This window comes from Actinokineospora xionganensis (genome assembly GCF_014323725.1).
GTDB lineage: Bacteria > Actinomycetota > Actinomycetes > Mycobacteriales > Pseudonocardiaceae > Actinokineospora > Actinokineospora xionganensis.
In genome coordinates this window covers 222,200-238,340 of sequence record NZ_JABVED010000010.1, presented here as the reverse complement: position 1 = coordinate 238,340, position 16,141 = coordinate 222,200, and the positions used below count along the sequence as shown (strand labels likewise).

Sequence of the window (16,141 nt, the reverse complement as noted above, 5' to 3'; positions counted from 1 at the left end):
GAACGGGGGACTCACGTTCGAACACTTGTGCACATTGTGGACAAGTGCTGTGGATAACTTAGCGGCGGGTGGGTGGGCAGATCTTGTCGACGGCTTCGAGGTCTTCCGGGGTGGGTTGCCAGTGCAGGGCGTTCGAGTTCGCCGTGATCTGGTTGGGGGTGGTCGCGCCCGCGATGACCGAGCCGACGGCGGGTTGGGCGGCCAGCCAGCCGATGGCGAGGGTGGCCATGGTGATGCCGCGCGAAGAGGCCAAGGCGCGGAGTTTCTCGATCTTGTGCCAGGGGGCGTCGTCGATGAGGCGTTGGCGGTTGGCGAGGCGGGAACCGGCCGGTGGGGGCTGGTCGCGGGTGTATTTGCCGGTCAGCAGGCCGTTGGCCAGCGGGAAGTACGGCAGCAGGCTCAGGCCGAAGCGTTCGCACGCGGGTAAGAGCTCGCGCTCGGCGTCGCGTTCGAGCAGCGAGTAGTGGTTCTGGGCGGTCACCGGGCTGACGACGTTGTTGGTCTTCGCGATCCAGGCGGCGTCGGCGAGCTGCCACGCGGCGAGGTTGCACACCCCGGCGTAGCGCACGTGCCCGTCGCGGACGAGGTCGTCCAAGGCGGACAGGGTCTCGGCGATCGGTGTGCCGGTATCGGGCCGGTGCAGCTGGTACAGGTCGATCCAGTCGGTGTTGAGCCGCCGCAGCGACGCCTCCACGGCCCGCCGGATGTACCCGCGCGAACCGCGGGCGCCGAAGTCCGGCCCGCTTCCGCCCTGCATGTCCATACCGAACTTCGTCGCGATCACCGCGTGGTCGCGTCGACCCGCGAGAGCCTGGCCGAGCAGCTCCTCGCTGCGACCGCGCGGGGCGCCGTAGACGTCGGCGATGTCGAACAGCGAGACCCCCGCGTCGAGCGCCGCGTGGACCAGGGCGCGCGCGCCCGCGATCGACTCGGTCGGGGTGCCCGGCCTGCCCAGGTTGTTGCACCCAAGTCCGACCGCTCCCACCACCAACCCGGACTCGCCCAGGTGCCGCAGCTCCACCCTGCAGACAGTAGGGCGGCGGAGGCCATGTGATCTAGATGTCAAGCCGTATCCGATATCGCTGTCCTGCCAGGCGGTAAGGCAGGCTATGACCATGAGCACTGCACCCGAGGACGATCCGGGGGCGGTGTCCGCCCCCGGGTGGACCGCCGCCGATATCCCCGACCTGGTCGGCCGCACCGCCATCGTGACCGGTGGCAACAGCGGCCTGGGCTTCCAGACCAGCCGTGAGCTGGCCCGACATGGCGCCCACGTCATCCTGACGGCCCGCGACGCCGACAAGGGCGCCGAGGCTGTCGACACCATCCGCACCGAGTTGCCCGAGGCGAGCATCGAGACCCGCCTCCTCGACCTTGCCGACCTCGACACGGTGACCGCTTTCGCCGACACCGTCGACCAGGTCGACATCCTCATCAACAACGCGGGCGTGATGATGCCGCCGCGTTCCGAGAGCGCCCAGGGTTACGAGCTGCAGTTCGCCGTCAACCACCTGGGCCACTTCGCACTCACCGGTCGGCTGCTCGACAAGCTGAAGTCGGGGCGCGACCCGCGGGTCGTGACTGTCAGCTCGTACCTGCATAAGCGCGGCCGAATCCACTTCGACGACCTGCACGGTGAACACAAGTACTCGCGCACCGGCTATTACTCGCAGTCGAAGCTCGCCAACGTGGTGTTCGGCCTGGAGTTCCACCGCAGGCTGCGGGCCAACGGGTTCACCGTGGCCAGCGTGCTGGCGCATCCCGGCTATTCGGCGACGAACCTGCAGACCTCCGGTCCGACCGGCATCGCGAAGCTTGCCCTGAAGGTGTCCAACAAGTTCATCGCCCAGGAAGCCGAGATGGGCGCGTTGCCGCAGCTGTACGCGGCGACCCACCCGGACATCGAGAGCGGGCAGTTCGTCGGGCCCAACGGGCGCCGGGAGCAGAAGGGCTACCCCACTCTGGTGGAGCCGCTCGAGGCCGCCCGCGACCGCGAACTGGCCAAGCGGCTCTGGGACGTCAGTGAAGAGCTCACCGGGACCGATTTCGGTCTCGCCCGATAACCCGCAGGACACGTCCTGGCCCCGGTTCCACTGGGATGTCGCGCACATCCAAGTGGGGCCGGGGCTGAACGGGCGTTAACCTTCCCGGCGGTAGCCGTGCGGGGTGCACGGTCGGGCGTGAAGGGATATCGGGATGCAGATCGACGGCACCGCGGCCATCGTCACCGGAGGAGCGTCCGGCCTCGGTGGGGCCACCGCGCACGCGCTCGCCGCACAGGGCGCGAGTGTCTTCGCACTCGATCTGCCCGCCGCCATCGAGACCGCGCCGCAGGTCGACGGCATCACCTACGTCCCCACCGACGTGACCGACCCCGAGCAGGTCCAGGCCGCCGTCGACGCCGCCGTCGCGTCCGGCAAGCCGCTGCGCGTCGTGGTCAACTGCGCCGGGATCGGGCCGTCGGCCCGCATCCTGTCCAAAAAGGGCCCGCACGACCTCAACCTGTTCCGCAAGGTCATCGAGGTCAACCTGATCGGCACCTTCAACGTGGTCACCCTCGCCGCCGCCGCCATCGCGCAGACCGACGCCCTCGACCACAACCAGCGGGGCGTCATTATCAACACCGCCTCGATCGCCGCGTTCGACGGCCAGATCGGGCAGGCCGCCTACTCCGCGTCCAAGGGCGGTGTCGTCGGGCTGAACCTGCCCGCCGCGCGCGACCTGGCGACGTCGGGCATCCGGGTTCTGACCATCGCCCCCGGCATCATCGACACCCCGATGCTCGCGACCGTCTCCGACGAGTTCCGCGCGGCGCTCGCCGAGGGCGTGCCCTTCCCGAAGCGCCTCGGCAAGCCCGAGGAGTACGCGAAGCTGGCCCTGTCGATCATCGACCAGGACTACCTCAACGGCGAGGTGATCCGTCTCGACGGCTCGCTGCGCATGGCGCCGAGGTAGGACTCCACTTCGTCGAGGTGGCTCCGCACGGTCGGCATGAACGTGCGGAGCGCCTTGTTGAAGTCGTCGGCCTCATCGGCGGAGGCGGTGGTGAACATCAGCATCTCGGTGAGTTCAAGCCTGCGGTTGACCGAGCTGACCTGGCCGCGCCACTGGTGCAGCAGCGAGATCAGCTCCGTGTCGCGGCGCAGGCTCAGCGCGCCTGAGGTGAAGGCCGAGTCGACCGCGGAGTGCAGCAGCCGGGAGTAGAGCTTGCGGCCGCCCGGAGCGCCCTCGCTGAACTCGTCGCCTGCCAGGACTTCCCGGTTGCGGGCCAGTTCCGACACGATGGACTCGATCGCCTGCTGCCGCCGTTCGCGTTGCGCCGCCCATCGTTCGGCGAAGATGCCGGTGATGCCCGCGAGCAGCGCCAACGTGTTGACCGCGGGCTCGAACCGTTGCCCCGGCTCGGAAATCGCGAACCAGGTCACGCCGAGCACCAGCGCCACCGCGAGCGCGCCGAAGGTGACGATCGTGATCGCGATGCGGGTCATTTAGTTGGCCCAGATCTCGTCCGCCCGGGTCCGGCGCTGCGTGGGCACCGGTTCGCCGCCCTGGGCGCGGCCGAGCAGGACCAGCTCCATGCCGAACCCGGGTGAGGCCCGCTGGGTCCGGAAGTCGGAGTGGGTGGCCGCGACCCGGCGCAGACCGCACCGGGTCAGGATCTCGTCGAGGGCCTTGCGGGCGTACTTCCTGGTGACCTGCAACAGGATGGTGTCGTTGTCGGGGAACAGCACCCGGGTGCGGTCCGGCAGGGTCATCTGGATGTCGCCGCCGGTGCGGTTCTGGTAGATGACCTTCACCTTGAGCGCGCGACCCGCTTCGACGGAACCGCGGAACAGCACGGACTCCATGTCGATCGTCAGGTCGGAGTTGTGCAGCAGCGCGCTGGTGACGAACTCCTTGTACGCCCGGCTCCGCGCGTACTCCTCCACCACCTGCCGGGCGAGGTCATCCGTCAGGTCGTCGGTGGTCGCGACCTCCAACAGGAAGCGGTCCTGCGGGCGCAGCAGCGAGGTGAGGCTGGACAGGATCTCGGCGTCGTCGTCGAAGTTGGCCATGGTGTTGCCGAGCAGCGAGTACAGGATCGGCTCGTCGCCCACGATCGTCCGCAGCAGCTTGCCGAGTTCGCGCAGGTTCTCGATGATCGCGAAGTCGAGGTGGACCGGGATGATCTGGTGGCCCGCCATGCCCAGGCCGCGGGTGGACTCGTTGGTGCCCAGCCGCAGCATCTCCGAGCTGATGTCGACCGGGAAATAGAACATGTCCGGGTTCTCGACGAGCAGCGACTCCAGGACCTGGCGATCCTTGTGGCCGGTGCCCGCGCCGAGGCACACGTAGTGGAACGGCGAGCCGCCGACCTTGCCGCTGATCCGGCGCCAGCGCCGGGTGAACGACTCCAAGCTCTGCTTCATGACCTGGTAGAACGGGTCGGAACAGGCGTGCGCCCAGGCGATCGTGGGCCCGATCCCCCAGTACTGGTAGCCCGAGGTGATCTGCTTGCCCTCGCCGTTGGGCGACGGCTTGCCGCGCAGGTCCGAGGTCAGCGAGGCGAGTTTGCTCGACTGGTCCTCACCGACGAGCACAAGCGACCACGCGAAGTCCGACTCCTCGATTGCCTTGGCCAAGTCGCCCGGCAGCGGCCTCTCACCAGCGGTCACGTTCGGCCCCTCCCCGCAGTCTTCACTAGCGCGCTGTATAGCTTTGGGTAGCCTACTGACTACTAGTGACCGCGTTGGAGCCATTCGTCAAGATCAGGGGACTCCTGGCCGATCGACGTCGAGTCGCCGTGGCCGGTGTGCACGATCGTCTGCGGCGGGAGTTCGAAGAGTCGCTCGGTGATCGAGTCGATGATCGTCGGGAAGTCGCTGAGCGAGCGGCCGGTCGCGCCCGGTCCGCCGCGGAACAGGGTGTCGCCGGTGAAGACGGCGTCGAGCTCGGGCGCGTAGACGGAGATGCCGCCCGGCGTGTGGCCCGGGGTGTGCAGGATGTGCAGCTCGATGCCCGCGACCTCGATGACCTCGCCGTCGAACAGCGACTCGAAGTCGTCGTCGGGGTAGAGGTGGCGCCACAGCTCCTCGTCGGCGGGGTGCAGCATGACCAGCGCGTCGGTCACCTTGGCCAGGTCCTCGGCGACGTTGATGTGGTCGTCGTGGGCGTGCGTGCAGATGATGGCCTTGACCCGGCGGTCATCGACCGCGGCGAGGATCTCGTCGGCGTCGTGGGCGGCGTCGATGATCACCACCTCGTTCTCGTCGCCGACGATCCAGACGTTGTTGTCGACCTCGTGGGTCTCGCCGTCGTGGTTGAACGTGCCGGAGGTGACGACGTAGTCGATGCGGGCGCTCATCAGAACACCACCACCGAGCGAAGCACGTCGCCGTGGTGCATGCGGTCGAACGCGTCCTCGACGCCGTCGAGCGCGATGGTCTCGGAGACGAACGCGTCGAGGTCCAGCCTGCCCTGGCGGTAGAGGTCGACCAGGTACGGGAAGTCGCGCGAGGGCAGGCAGTCGCCGTACCAGCTCGACTTGAGCGAGCCACCGCGGGAGAAGAAGTCGATCAGCGGCATCTCGATCTTCATGTCCGGGGTCGGCACGCCGACCAGCACGACCGTGCCCGCGAGGTCGCGCGCGTAGAACGCCTGCTTCCACGTCTCCGGGCGACCGACCGCGTCGATGACGACGTCCGCGCCGAAGCCGCCGGTGAGCTCCTTGATCGCCTCGACCGGATCGCCGGACTTGGCGTTGACCGTGTGCGTGGCGCCGATTCCCTTGGCCCACTCCAGTTTCCGGTCGTCGACGTCGACCGCGATGATCGTCGTCGCGCCCGCGAGCTTCGAGCCCGCGATGGCCGCGTCGCCGACACCGCCGCAGCCGATGACCGCGACCGTGTCGCCGCGCGAGACGCCGCCGGTGTTGAGCGCGGCGCCCAACCCGGCCATCACACCGCAGCCGAGCAGGCCGACGGCGGTCGGACTCGCGGAAGGGTCAACCTTGGTGCACTGTCCACTGTGGACGAGCGTCTTCTCCGCGAAGGCGCCGATGCCCAACGCCGGGGACAGCGCCGTGCCGTCCTCCAGGGTCATCGGCTGGGCGGCGTTGTGCGTGTCGAAGCAGTACCAGGGCTTGCCCTTGAGGCAGGCGCGGCACCGGCCGCAGACCGCGCGCCAGTTCAGGATGACGAAGTCGCCGGGCTCGATGTCTGTGACGCCATCACCGACGGTCTCCACGATGCCCGCGGCCTCATGGCCGAGCAGGAATGGGAACTCGTCGTTGATGCCGCCCTCGCGGTAGTGCAGGTCCGTGTGGCAGACGCCGCAGGACAGCACTTTCACCACCGCTTCGCCCGGGCCCGGGTCGGGGATCACGATCGTCTCGACGGAGACCGGCCGGCCCTTCGCTCTTGCGACGACACCGCGAACCTGCTGGGCCATTGGAACTCCTAGAGGTCTCCGACGAACGGGATCTTGTTGACTTCCGGTGATGACATCCAGCCGCGCAGCACCGCCGTGGCGCGCACGTCGTCCTCGTTGTATTCCAGGAGCCGGGTGCGCTGCACGGTATCCGGTTCGTCGCCGTCCATCCCGACCGCCGCCCGGTACCAGCGCATCGAGTTCTCGCCGCTGGCCTCGGCGTCGCGCCAGGTGAAGCCCGCCGCGGGCGCGATCGTCTTGAGTCCCTTGCCGTGCGAGCACAGGAAGTGCTCGCGGACGCTGCCGAAGAGGTCGACCCACTCGTCGGACTCGATGAACGTCAGGACCTCGCGCCGGGTGGGGATGCCGGGCTTGCCCGCGAAACGCTTCGCCGACGCCAGCAGCCACCGGTTCTCGGCCAACTCGTTGTAGCAGTAGGCGCGGAACGTGAGGCCGCGCGCGACCGTCGCCTCGCGCACCGACGCGAACCACTGCCAGAACTCGGCGAACGACCGGGCCTCGTCGTCGGTGGGCAGCGGGTCCCAGGTGACGAAGGCGCGGTAGCCGTGCTCGATGCCGATATCGGCACCCGAGAGGAGCGCGCCCCACAGGTAGGCGCCCGCGTCGCCGAAGCTCTCCATGTCGACGTCGACCTCGACGTCGGCGCGGGGCACGTGCACGGACTCGTTGCGGCGCACGACGGTGAGGTCGGCCAGCCAGGCGCGGGCCAGCCCGACCGCGTCCGGCAGCGGCATCCCGACCAGCGGCGCCACGTCGGCGTCGTCGATATCCAGCGCGGCGAGTGCGTCGACCGTGGTGACACCGGCGGCGCGGAGGAAGCCTGCGTCCTCGCCGCGCACCACGAGACTCACATCGCGGGTGTCGAGCAGGTTCTGGCCGCACGTCGGCCACCACGGACAGCTACGGCACTCGACGATGCGCGACGGCTGGGCGAGCGGTTCGCCGCCAGTCGCGGCCGCGGTCGCCACGGCGACGCGGTCGGCGAAGCGGACCTCGTACTCGGCGAGCGCGGTGCGCCCGCCAGGCCAGGTCGGGGCGGTCAGGTCGTGCCAGACGACGACGTCGCCGTCGAGGCCGATGACACCCGCGAGCGCGTGCCGGTCGTCGGCGTACCCGGCGGCGCTGAGCAGCCGCAGCGTGTGCGCGAGCCGCAGCTGGTCGCGCGGCTGGGGACGGACCTTGCGGGTCTGGTCGGGTTCGCCGCCGATGTTCGTGATCTCGCTGATGGGCGACGTGCGGGCGCCGGTGCCGGGGTCGCTCACCTTGTGCCGGACCACGAGGACCGGGACGTACCCGTGTTCGGTGCGCACGAGCAGGTCGATCGCGCCGCGCCTGCCGCCATCGGGGTCACGTGGGAGCTGGGCCGACCAGATGAACCGCGCTCCGGCTTCGAGTGCGACGGCCGTGGCGGCCTCACGTTCGACGCCGCGGCCCGCGGGGATCTCGACCCAGTCGTCGCCGAACTTCGCCGCGAGCTGGTCGGCGATCTCCCGGCGGTGCGCCGCCGCGTCGGCTTTGCGCAGCTCAGCGGTGGGGTCGGGGGCGCCGCGGGGCGAGTCCCGGGCGGCCGGATCGTGTTCCAGGTGAACACGGCGCCTGCAGCGGCTCACCACGCCGGCGTCGAGTAGCACCGTTGTAGTCACGCAACGAAGCTTAGTTGTCGCAGCGCGCCTCCCCGGAATTCTGGGTCCCGGTCGCCTTCCAGGTGATGGTGCGGACGGGTGGGCGACCGTGGTCGAGATTCGTCACGGTCCCCTTAGGTGCGGTCCGGCGGGCGGTCGCCGGACCGCCCGCCGGACCTGGTGGTGCGTTAGATGGGGAGGAGGGGGCCGCGGAAGGCGACGGTGCCCAGTTCGAGCTTCAGGCCGGCGATACCGCCGTACTGCTGTGCGTAGGCGAGTTCGTGCGACAGGTCGCCGACGCCGTTGCTGCCCGCGATCGGGGCGATCGCCAGGGTCGACAGGGTGCCGAGCGCCTTGCCGGTCGAGTCGAGGAACGCGCTGCCCGAGTCACCCGGGATGCCGGGCGAGACGGTGTAGACGCTGTGGCTCCAGCCGTTGCCCTCGGTGCCCAGGCTCTTGCCCTGCTTCGGGCTGAGCTGGGTGATACCGCCACGCAGCGACGAGTTTCCGTAGGACAGGACGGTCTCGAACGAGGTGGTGCCGTTGGTGTCCAGCGCGGTGGGCCCGCCCCAGAACGGCACGCTCGGGTTGGTCTTGGAGACGGCGCCGGCCGGGATCTTGACCAGCGCGAGGTCGTTGTAGGCGCAGGCGTCCTCGTTGGTCTCTCCGCGGCCCTGCATCGTGTTCCACGAGCTGTAGGCGATCTCGCCGGTGACACCCGAGCCGACCAGGGTCACCTTGGTGCCCAGCGGGAGCGTGCCCGCGTCGCAGCCGTTGGTGTCGGTGGCGGCGCCGGTTCCGGAGCAGTGGGCCGCCTGTCCGATGTAGACGTTTCCGGCGCTGTCGCTGAAGACGAAGTTCGCCGTGCACTGGCCGGAACCGTCGGTCTCGGTCTGGATGCCCGGGTGGATGGTCGCCGTGGCGGCGGGCGCCCAGACCGGCGCGGCCGCGGCCGTTCCGGGTGCCGCCAGCATCAGCCCGCCGAGCAGTGCGGTGCCCGCGGCCAAGGCGGCACTGCGGCGCAGGGTGGTTCGGATCGCCATCTTTAGCTCCAATGAGTGAACGAAAGAGCTCTTTCTTGTCCCAACAAACGAAACATCTTCAGATCGGTGACGGGTAAATGTTCTATCCGTCACACCCATACTCCGTTTGGACTAACCCATTCGAGTGGCGCCAGCGGCGGCCGGGCGACAAATCGGGGTGTGCGGCAAGCTGTGGGGCATGACGCGCAAGAAGGACGGGTTCACGCCCGCCCGGGCGAAGAACGCGATCGCCGTGGCGAAGGTGCTTGGTCCGGTCGTGCTGCCCGTGGTCACGCCCTACGTGGTCCAGGGAGCAGCCGCGGTCCGGGACCGCTGGGACCGCAGGCGCGCGCGCAAGCTCGGGGTCTCCGTCGACGACCTCGGCCAGTACTCGGGCCGCGGCGGCACGCTGCACGCCCGCATCGCGGGCGCGGCCACCGGGCTCAACGAGCTGCGGGTGAAGGACAGCGCGACGGCCGACGAACTCGCCTTCGCCGACTCCGCCGAGAGCACCCTGCACCAGCTGGCCGCGGCGGTTCGCGCCGCCGAGCGGATGCCGACCCCGCGCCGCAAGGCCGCCCACCGCGCTGTCGCGGCGGAACTCGACCGCATCGAAGACCGCCTACTCGCCGCCCTGGGGATCTAAACACGCCACCGGTGACCGGGCTGAATCCGGGAGGCGCCCAGTGGCGTCCGTCCCACCTGATCGGCGTGGCCGAACCCTCTGGACAGCACCCAATACCCTTGTCCTTGTGGCCCCCCGTCGAGTGACTCGTCCGCGGGCGTTCCGCGCGGCGCGGGGCGCTCTGCTGGCGACCACTTCGACCGCGCTGACGATCGCCGCGCACGGCATGGCAGGCGGCGGCGTCCCGGAGACAGCGGTCACCGTCGTCATCGCCGCGCTCATCGCCTGGGCGGGGACAGCCGTCGCGAGCCGCGCCCGGTCCCTGTCGGCGATGGTCGCGCTGCTCGGAACCAGTCAGCTCACGCTGCACGTGCTGTTCGCCTACGTCTCCCACGGCCACGACGCGGTCGCGCTGACGCCGACCATGCTGGCCACGCACGTGGTCGCCATCGGGGCCACGGCCGTCCTGCTCACCCAGGCCGACGCCGCGCTCGACCTGGTCGCCGCGGCGATCACCGGACTGGTGCGAGCGCTGGTCTGGACCCCGAGCCCACCTGCCCTGGTTGTCCACAAATTCCAGGTCAGCACGGTCGGCCATCTGCTCGAAGTCGTGTTCCGCCAGGTCTGCGCCCGGCGCGGACCACCCCGGTTCTCCTGAATCCGACCCCACACGGGCCCCATGGGCCCGCCCTTTGTCATCTCAGGAGAACTCAATGTCGACCCATCGCTTCTTCGCGCGCGCGGGCGTCCTGCTCGCCGTCGCGGGCTCCGCCGCACTATTCGGCACCGGGGTGGCGTCCGCGCACGTCACCGCCAAGGTCATCGGTGAGACCGCCACCCAGGGCGGTTATACCAAGATCACCTTCCGAGTCCCGAACGAGGACAACACCGCGGGCACGACCAAGCTCGAGATCAAGCTCCCAGCCGAGTACCCGCTGACCTCCGTGCGCACCAAGCCCATCGCGGGCTGGACCGCCGTGATCACCAAGGCCAAGCTCGACAAGCCGGTCGACTCACACGGCACCCAGATCACGGAGGCGGTCAGCTCGGTGACCTGGACCGCGGCGCCGGGCACCCGGATCGGCCCGGGCGAGTTCGGCGAGTTCGAGGTGTCGGCGGGCAAGCTCCCGGAGAACACCGACACCCTGGTCATCCCCGCGATCCAGACCTACGACAGCGGGAAGGTCGTGGCCTGGGACCAGCAGCCCGCCGACGGGACCGAGCCGGAGAAGCCCGCGCCGGTCGTGAAGCTGGCCAAGAAGGGCGCGGGCGACGACCACCACGCGGAGCCCGCTGCGAACGAGACCAAGGGTGACGCCCACGCGGGCGAAACCAAGGTGGCGGGCACCGACGACACCGCCCGCTGGCTCGGCGGCGCCGGTCTCGCTGTCGGCGCCCTTGGCCTCGGGCTCGGCGCGGGTGCGACCATCCGGGCTCGTCGCACCATCGCCAAGGCGGGAGAGTAAGCACCATGCGGACCATCAGCAGGCTGTTCACGGCGTTCGCCGTCGCGTTATTCGCCATCATCGGGCTCGCCCCAGCCGCCTTCGCCCACAACCAGCTGGTGAGCAGCACCCCCGCCGACAAGGCGTCGCTGGAAAGCGGTCCGTCGACCATCGAGCTGACCTTCGACCAGCCCGTCCAGAGCGGCAAGGGGCTCAACTCGGTCGTCGTCGTCGGTCCCAACGGCACCGACCAGTGGCAGTCGGGCGAGGCGTCGGTCCGCGGCAACGTGGTCACCGCGCAGGTTCGGGCACTCGGGCCCGCGGGCGACTACCGGATCGGCTACCGGATCCTGTCCGCCGACGGCCACCCGGTCGCCGGCGAGCTCAAGTTCAGCCTGACCAGGGCGGGCAACGGCACGCCCGCGCCGGTCGAGGCCACACAGAACACGGGCTCGGCCAAGGCGGGCGAGGCGCAGGAGAGCGGCGGCGTGCCGGTGTGGGTGTGGATCGCGGGCGCGGTCGTGCTTCTCGGCGCGGGTGTGTTCTTCGCGATGCGCGTCGGCGGAGGTGCACAGCAGTGACCGAGACCCGGACCACCGCACGGCACCGGTATCACCTCGCGACTGTTCTCGTCGCGTCATCGCTGGTCGGAGTGCTCATCGGCCTGGCGATCATCGCGACCGAACCGATCCCGGGGCTGCCCACGCCGGACGCGGTGGTCCGGGTCGGTTTGCCGATCGTGCGCGTGCTGCTCGACATGGCCGCCGTGGTGACGGTCGGCCTGTGTCTGCTGCCGCTGCTCATCGGCTTCGAGCGACCGGTGTTGTCCGAGCCGGTGCTGGCCGTCGCCCGGCGGGTGGCGATGGCCAGTTCGCTGGTCTGGGTGGCGACGGCGCTGGTGGCCATCGTCCTGCAGACCGCCGAGTTGCGGCCCGAGCAGGACGTGTCGCTCGGCGCGGTCGGCGAGTACATCGGGACCGTCGGCGCGGGCCGGGCGCTGATGTTCGTCGCGGCCTTCGCGTTCCTGACCTTCGTGTTGTCGCTGGTCGCGGTCCGGGTGGGCGAGAACATGCCCGCCGAGTTGCGAGCCGCGGTGGCGCTGTTCGCCCTGCTCCCGCTGCCGGTCACCGGCCACGCGACGAACTGGCGCTGGCACGACTTCACGATGATCTCCATGGAGTTGCACGTGATGAGCGCGGCGGCGTGGACCGGCGGGCTGGGTGCGGTGGTCGCCCTGCTCGCGGCCAACCGCACGCTACTGGGCTACGCGCTTCCCCGGTTCTCGAAGCTCGCGACGATCTGTCTCGTGGTGGTCACCGCGACCGGGCTGTTCAACGGTCTGATCGAGCTGGCGGTGAACCCCACCCGCACGCTGTGGGCGGGACTGTTCGAGACCAGCTACGGCATCCTGGTGATCCTCAAGATCGTCTGCCTGGTGGCCCTCGCCGCGCTCGGCGCCCATGTCCGGTGGCGGCTGATGCCCGCCGTAATCGCACACAAGCGCACGGCCATGCTGAGTTGGGTGGCGGTGGAGCTCGCCGTCATGGGACTCGCGTTCGGCTTCGCGGTGATTTTGACCAGGGCCCCGGTCAGCTGAGTTGTCCACACCTGTGGATCGTTGTCCACAAGTGCCTGTGGATAACCCGCGCTCACCGACGTGGACGCCCGTTCGGCGGACAGCCGCTCTACTCTGACAACCTCTTCGGCGAGGACCGCCACCCGAACAGGGCAACGGCGAGCGGTCAGTCCTGTTCGGTGAGATGCGCCGTCGCGGGCCGCGTCAGTCGCATTCCGGCCAGGCGATCCGTTGTCGCCCGGCCCCGCAGCGCCAACTCGTTCCGGCTGATCCAGCCCTGGGCATAGTGGCGGTATGCCTGCGCCAGCATCACCAGCTCGGCGAGGTAGTCGGCGGCCCGGGCCCGAAGGTCCTCCGGCAGCGCCGCCACCACGGGGAGCTGGTCGGACACGACGTCATCGAGCGCCCGCGCGGCGGCGAGTGCGCGCTGGGCGCCCCTGCCCAGCCGCACCGCCCCGCGCAGCGATCTGATCACCCGTACCGCCCTGCCCCACCGAACACCGAGAGTTGACCGACGACCCGGACGAGAGCATCCGATCCGCCGTTGACCGTGCATTCGTTTACCGAGCGCCAACCGTTACCGGACTTGAGCGGCCATCCGGGGGTAATTCGCGGGTCAGGTGTAGCGCGACCACGGCGTCGCAGTTTCGCCCGAGCGAAAATCTCGGAGACGTCTGAGCAGCTCAGGGCGCACTTCCGGACTGCTTTTCATGATCGGCAAAACGCTCGTGATCAGCTTCAGTTCACGCACTTCGCAGAGAACCGGATATCCCACCCATCGGGTGACATCGAAGCCATATGCCTCGGCGAGTTCGGCGTAGGTCGCGGCGTCTTCACCGAACCGGCGGACACCGACGGCGAGCGGCGTCAGATCCCACTCGGGCGGGCCCACACAGCTGGAATCGAAATCGCACAAGACCGGCCCGAGCGGGCTCGGGATGAGGTTGCCCAGGTGCGCGTCACCGTGGACGAACCCGGCGGGCAGGGCGAAATCGAGTTCGGCCAGCCGGGATTCGACCAGGTCACAGCGCTCCCGCAGGAACACCAACTCGTCGACGTCGAGCCCGTCGGCTTCACCGAGTCGGCGCCGCACGTCGTCGAGCGGGTCCCAGGCAGGCAGGGCCATGGGCGGAGCCAGGCCGTGCACCCGGCGCAGCAGGCGCGCCAAGTCGGCGGGCCGGGGCGTGTAGGTGTGGGGCGGAACCGAATGCCAGACCGTTGCCGTGTATTCGCCGACCATGACGGGTTGGCACAACCCCGGCAGCAGTCGCACCGCGGGCACGTCGTGCTCGGCGAACCACTTCGCGACCCGCACGACTTTCTCGACCCGGTGCCGCAACGCCACGGAACCGACGATCCGGACCACCACTGGCGCGGTGGACAGTTCAAAAACGGCGTTGTTGGTGAACCGCAGCAGCCGTGCGCCGCGGTCGTCGAACCCGATCTCGGCGCAGACAGCGGCGAGGGCGACCCTCAGGTTCTCCCTGGTGAACAGCCCGCCGGTGACCATCAGCTGATGTCCGCGACCACCGGGTCGCGTCAGGCCACGCTGAGATTGGTGATTTGGTCGGCGAGGTCCCGGGCGTCGGGGTTGTTCCGACGCTTGGTCGCCTCCTGGAGCAACGGCTTCAGGCGGTCCTTCACCCGGCTGGACTTCAGGCTCTCCGCCAGGTCCACCGCGGTCCGGCCGATCCTCGCGCCGTGGTCGATGTCGCCTTCCAGCAAGTGGTTCGTCGCCAGGGCGCCCAGGTTGAACGCCTTGGACCTGGTCATCTCATCGCCGTAGGAATCGATCGCCCTGGACAGGGCCGGGATCGCGAACTTCGTGTGCATGGGATCGACGGTCTGCGCCAGCACCGTGTGCACGGTGCCGATCATCGCGTAGACATCGGTCTCGTTGAAGAACTTGACCCAGTCCTCGGCGTCATCCAGGTTGGCCCGCGCGAACTCGTCGCGGGTCCGGCCGATGAGCTGCATCGTCTGTTCCTTCTTGCCCATCAACGCGTAGGCCCACGCCTGGTTGGCGCAGATCACCGCGACGGCGAGCTCGGAACCCGACTCCTGGGCCGCGATCTGGCCGAGCTGGAACATCTTCAGCGCGTCGTTGGGGGACTCCTTGTGCAGGTAGACCCGGCCCATCCGATAGAGGATGTTTGCGACGAGTGGCTCGCTGCCGCCCGCCTTGGCCAGTTCCAACGCCTTGCCGAAGTGGGTTCGGGCGGAATCTGTCAGTCCGATGTCGAAGGACGTCCAGCCCGCAAGGTTGTACAAGTCGGCCAGTGCGACCTGAAGTCGCGTTTTCACGTGTTCCGGACCGGAAGCGCCAAGCATCTGCTGTCCCCAGGACAGCTGCGCCACGACTGCGTCGCGGCAGAAGCCCCCGCCATATTGGTAGTCAAGTGACCGAAGCGCCCTGGTGGCGGCTTCCACCTGACGCACATCGGTCATCCCGATCCGGCCGGGTGCTGGGGTCTGGACGGGGTTGGCGACCCACGACCCGGAGTTGGTGCCCAGCACATTCGCGCCCACCGTGACGGCGGCCGCGTGTGCCAGGAACTCCCGACGCTTCACCTCTTCGCTCTCCTCAGGCTGTGAGGGCTCGCGGGTCACGGCGACACGTATCGCTGTGACCTCGTCATAAGCGAGCCCCATGTATCCCCTTGGGACACCCAACCCGTCGGCGATCCGTGCGAGCACGTCGTAGGCCATGACCTGACGGCCTTTGAGGATCTCCGACACTTCGGACTGCGATTGACCGGTCATCGCGGCGATCTGGCGCTGTGAGACACCAGTGCGACGAAGCAACCGATACACGGAACTGACCTCCCGCGCGGCAAGCGCGGTTCGCATCTCGGGCTCCTCCCAACTGTCCGGAGTTATGGGAGATCCCGAAGATCCGATCGAGTTCATTCCGCCCCCTCACAGTTCGCTGGGCGTCCAACGCAGAGTAAGCGCACTTCACGAGCCGCGAGAAGTGCTGATCGGCGAACCTGATCGGTCCGACCGAACTCCGGTGACCGCTTAACGTGGGACGGCCGCCGATCGGCGCTATGACGCTCCGTTTTCGATTGAGACGCCTCAATGTTGTTCGTTGTAAGCGTACGACCACGGAGGGACACGGCAGCGTGGACTTGCTCAGGACGGCACCGCACCCGGGACAGAGTCTGCCCGGCGGACGGCCGGCGGGGCACCCCCGAGCCGATGTTCTTCACGGATCTGTCGCAGGCCGGCGAGTTTGGCGGATCAGCTGCGGTGATGTGATCAACCGAGATCGGTCCATCACCGTTCTCGTCGAGAAGAACAAGGTGGTCCTCGTCGGACCGCCCGGAGAGACCGCGGTGTTGACATCGGGCCAGCTCGGCCAGTTGCGCACCGCACTCAAAGAAGCCGCCGAGCAGGCGGAAAGGTCACGGTGACGTTGA

The 16,141-nt window shown here is 68.9% G+C and carries 18 protein-coding genes; 8 read left to right on the top strand and 10 right to left on the bottom strand.

Features of this window, described 5'->3' with window-relative positions; translation table 11 throughout:
- Window positions 1–58: 58 nt before the first annotated feature.
- Entirely contained in the window at window positions 59–1,021 is a 963-nt protein-coding gene (locus tag GPZ80_RS19050; RefSeq protein ID WP_187221861.1) for an aldo/keto reductase, read from the bottom strand.
- 94 nt (window positions 1,022–1,115) lie between these two features.
- On the opposite strand from GPZ80_RS19050, the gene GPZ80_RS19045 reads away from it, so the two are divergent.
- Complete coding sequence (locus GPZ80_RS19045; RefSeq protein ID WP_187221860.1) at window positions 1,116–2,063, top strand: oxidoreductase; 948 nt, start codon at window positions 1,116–1,118, stop codon at window positions 2,061–2,063.
- Between the two features lie 133 nt (window positions 2,064–2,196).
- Complete coding sequence (locus GPZ80_RS19040; RefSeq protein ID WP_187221858.1) at window positions 2,197–2,955, top strand: SDR family NAD(P)-dependent oxidoreductase; 759 nt, start codon at window positions 2,197–2,199, stop codon at window positions 2,953–2,955.
- On the opposite strand, the gene GPZ80_RS19035 is transcribed toward GPZ80_RS19040, so the two are convergent.
- The 6 genes from GPZ80_RS19035 to GPZ80_RS19010 form a co-directional block, all read right to left on the bottom strand.
- A complete protein-coding gene (locus tag GPZ80_RS19035; RefSeq protein WP_187221857.1) occupies window positions 2,898–3,488 on the bottom strand; it encodes a hypothetical protein in 591 nt (196 codons plus the stop codon). The genes GPZ80_RS19040 and GPZ80_RS19035 overlap by 58 nt on opposite strands.
- Window positions 3,489–4,655 carry an L-histidine N(alpha)-methyltransferase gene (locus tag GPZ80_RS19030; protein ID WP_187221855.1) on the bottom strand — a complete coding sequence of 389 codons (1,167 nt, stop codon included), beginning with the start codon at window positions 4,653–4,655 and terminating at the stop codon, window positions 3,489–3,491.
- 62 nt (window positions 4,656–4,717) lie between these two features.
- Window positions 4,718–5,344 (bottom strand): MBL fold metallo-hydrolase, encoded by a 627-nt coding sequence (locus tag GPZ80_RS19025; RefSeq protein ID WP_187221853.1) that lies wholly within the window; start codon window positions 5,342–5,344, stop codon window positions 4,718–4,720.
- Entirely contained in the window at window positions 5,344–6,429 is a 1,086-nt protein-coding gene (locus GPZ80_RS19020) for an S-(hydroxymethyl)mycothiol dehydrogenase (RefSeq protein ID WP_187221850.1), read from the bottom strand. Before GPZ80_RS19020 ends, GPZ80_RS19025 begins: the two co-directional genes overlap by 1 nt.
- 8 nt (window positions 6,430–6,437) lie before the next feature.
- Window positions 6,438–8,072 (bottom strand): TM0106 family RecB-like putative nuclease, encoded by a 1,635-nt coding sequence (locus GPZ80_RS19015; RefSeq protein WP_187221848.1) that lies wholly within the window; start codon window positions 8,070–8,072, stop codon window positions 6,438–6,440.
- Between the two features lie 167 nt (window positions 8,073–8,239).
- A complete protein-coding gene (locus GPZ80_RS19010) occupies window positions 8,240–9,094 on the bottom strand; it encodes a serine protease (RefSeq protein WP_246477236.1) in 855 nt (284 codons plus the stop codon).
- Between the two features lie 178 nt (window positions 9,095–9,272).
- Here GPZ80_RS19010 and GPZ80_RS19005 point away from each other — a divergent pair, with 178 nt between their 5' ends.
- The 5 genes from GPZ80_RS19005 to GPZ80_RS18985 all read left to right on the top strand — a co-directional run bounded on the left by GPZ80_RS19005 (window position 9,273) and on the right by GPZ80_RS18985 (window position 12,740).
- Window positions 9,273–9,719: a DUF6474 family protein gene (locus GPZ80_RS19005; RefSeq protein ID WP_187221846.1), complete on the top strand. Its 447-nt coding sequence runs from the start codon at window positions 9,273–9,275 to the stop codon at window positions 9,717–9,719.
- Between the two features lie 106 nt (window positions 9,720–9,825).
- Window positions 9,826–10,356 (top strand): hypothetical protein, encoded by a 531-nt coding sequence (locus GPZ80_RS19000; RefSeq protein WP_187221844.1) that lies wholly within the window; start codon window positions 9,826–9,828, stop codon window positions 10,354–10,356.
- Window positions 10,357–10,411: 55 nt separating this feature from the next.
- Window positions 10,412–11,164 (top strand): YcnI family copper-binding membrane protein, encoded by a 753-nt coding sequence (locus GPZ80_RS18995; RefSeq protein ID WP_187221842.1) that lies wholly within the window; start codon window positions 10,412–10,414, stop codon window positions 11,162–11,164.
- 5 nt (window positions 11,165–11,169) lie between these two features.
- Window positions 11,170–11,724, top strand: a complete 555-nt coding sequence (locus tag GPZ80_RS18990) for a copper resistance CopC family protein (RefSeq protein ID WP_187221840.1) — start codon at window positions 11,170–11,172, stop codon at window positions 11,722–11,724.
- A complete protein-coding gene (locus GPZ80_RS18985) occupies window positions 11,721–12,740 on the top strand; it encodes a CopD family protein (protein ID WP_187221838.1) in 1,020 nt (339 codons plus the stop codon). Before GPZ80_RS18990 ends, GPZ80_RS18985 begins: the two co-directional genes overlap by 4 nt.
- Before the next feature lie 145 nt (window positions 12,741–12,885).
- Here the strand turns inward: GPZ80_RS18985 and GPZ80_RS18980 are convergent, their stop codons facing one another.
- From GPZ80_RS18980 to GPZ80_RS18970, 3 genes are all read right to left on the bottom strand, one after another.
- On the bottom strand, window positions 12,886–13,194 hold the full coding sequence (locus GPZ80_RS18980) for a hypothetical protein (protein WP_312880433.1): 309 nt from the start codon (window positions 13,192–13,194) through the stop codon (window positions 12,886–12,888).
- A gap of 141 nt (window positions 13,195–13,335) precedes the next feature.
- Window positions 13,336–14,229 carry an aminoglycoside phosphotransferase family protein gene (locus tag GPZ80_RS18975; RefSeq protein ID WP_187221836.1) on the bottom strand — a complete coding sequence of 298 codons (894 nt, stop codon included), beginning with the start codon at window positions 14,227–14,229 and terminating at the stop codon, window positions 13,336–13,338.
- Window positions 14,230–14,258: 29 nt separating this feature from the next.
- A complete protein-coding gene (locus GPZ80_RS18970; protein ID WP_187221834.1) occupies window positions 14,259–15,629 on the bottom strand; it encodes a helix-turn-helix transcriptional regulator in 1,371 nt (456 codons plus the stop codon).
- 254 nt (window positions 15,630–15,883) lie between these two features.
- Between GPZ80_RS18970 and GPZ80_RS18965 the strand changes: the two genes are divergently transcribed.
- Window positions 15,884–16,135 carry a hypothetical protein gene (locus tag GPZ80_RS18965; protein WP_187221966.1) on the top strand — a complete coding sequence of 84 codons (252 nt, stop codon included), beginning with the start codon at window positions 15,884–15,886 and terminating at the stop codon, window positions 16,133–16,135.
- The last annotated feature ends 6 nt before the right edge of the window (window positions 16,136–16,141 follow it).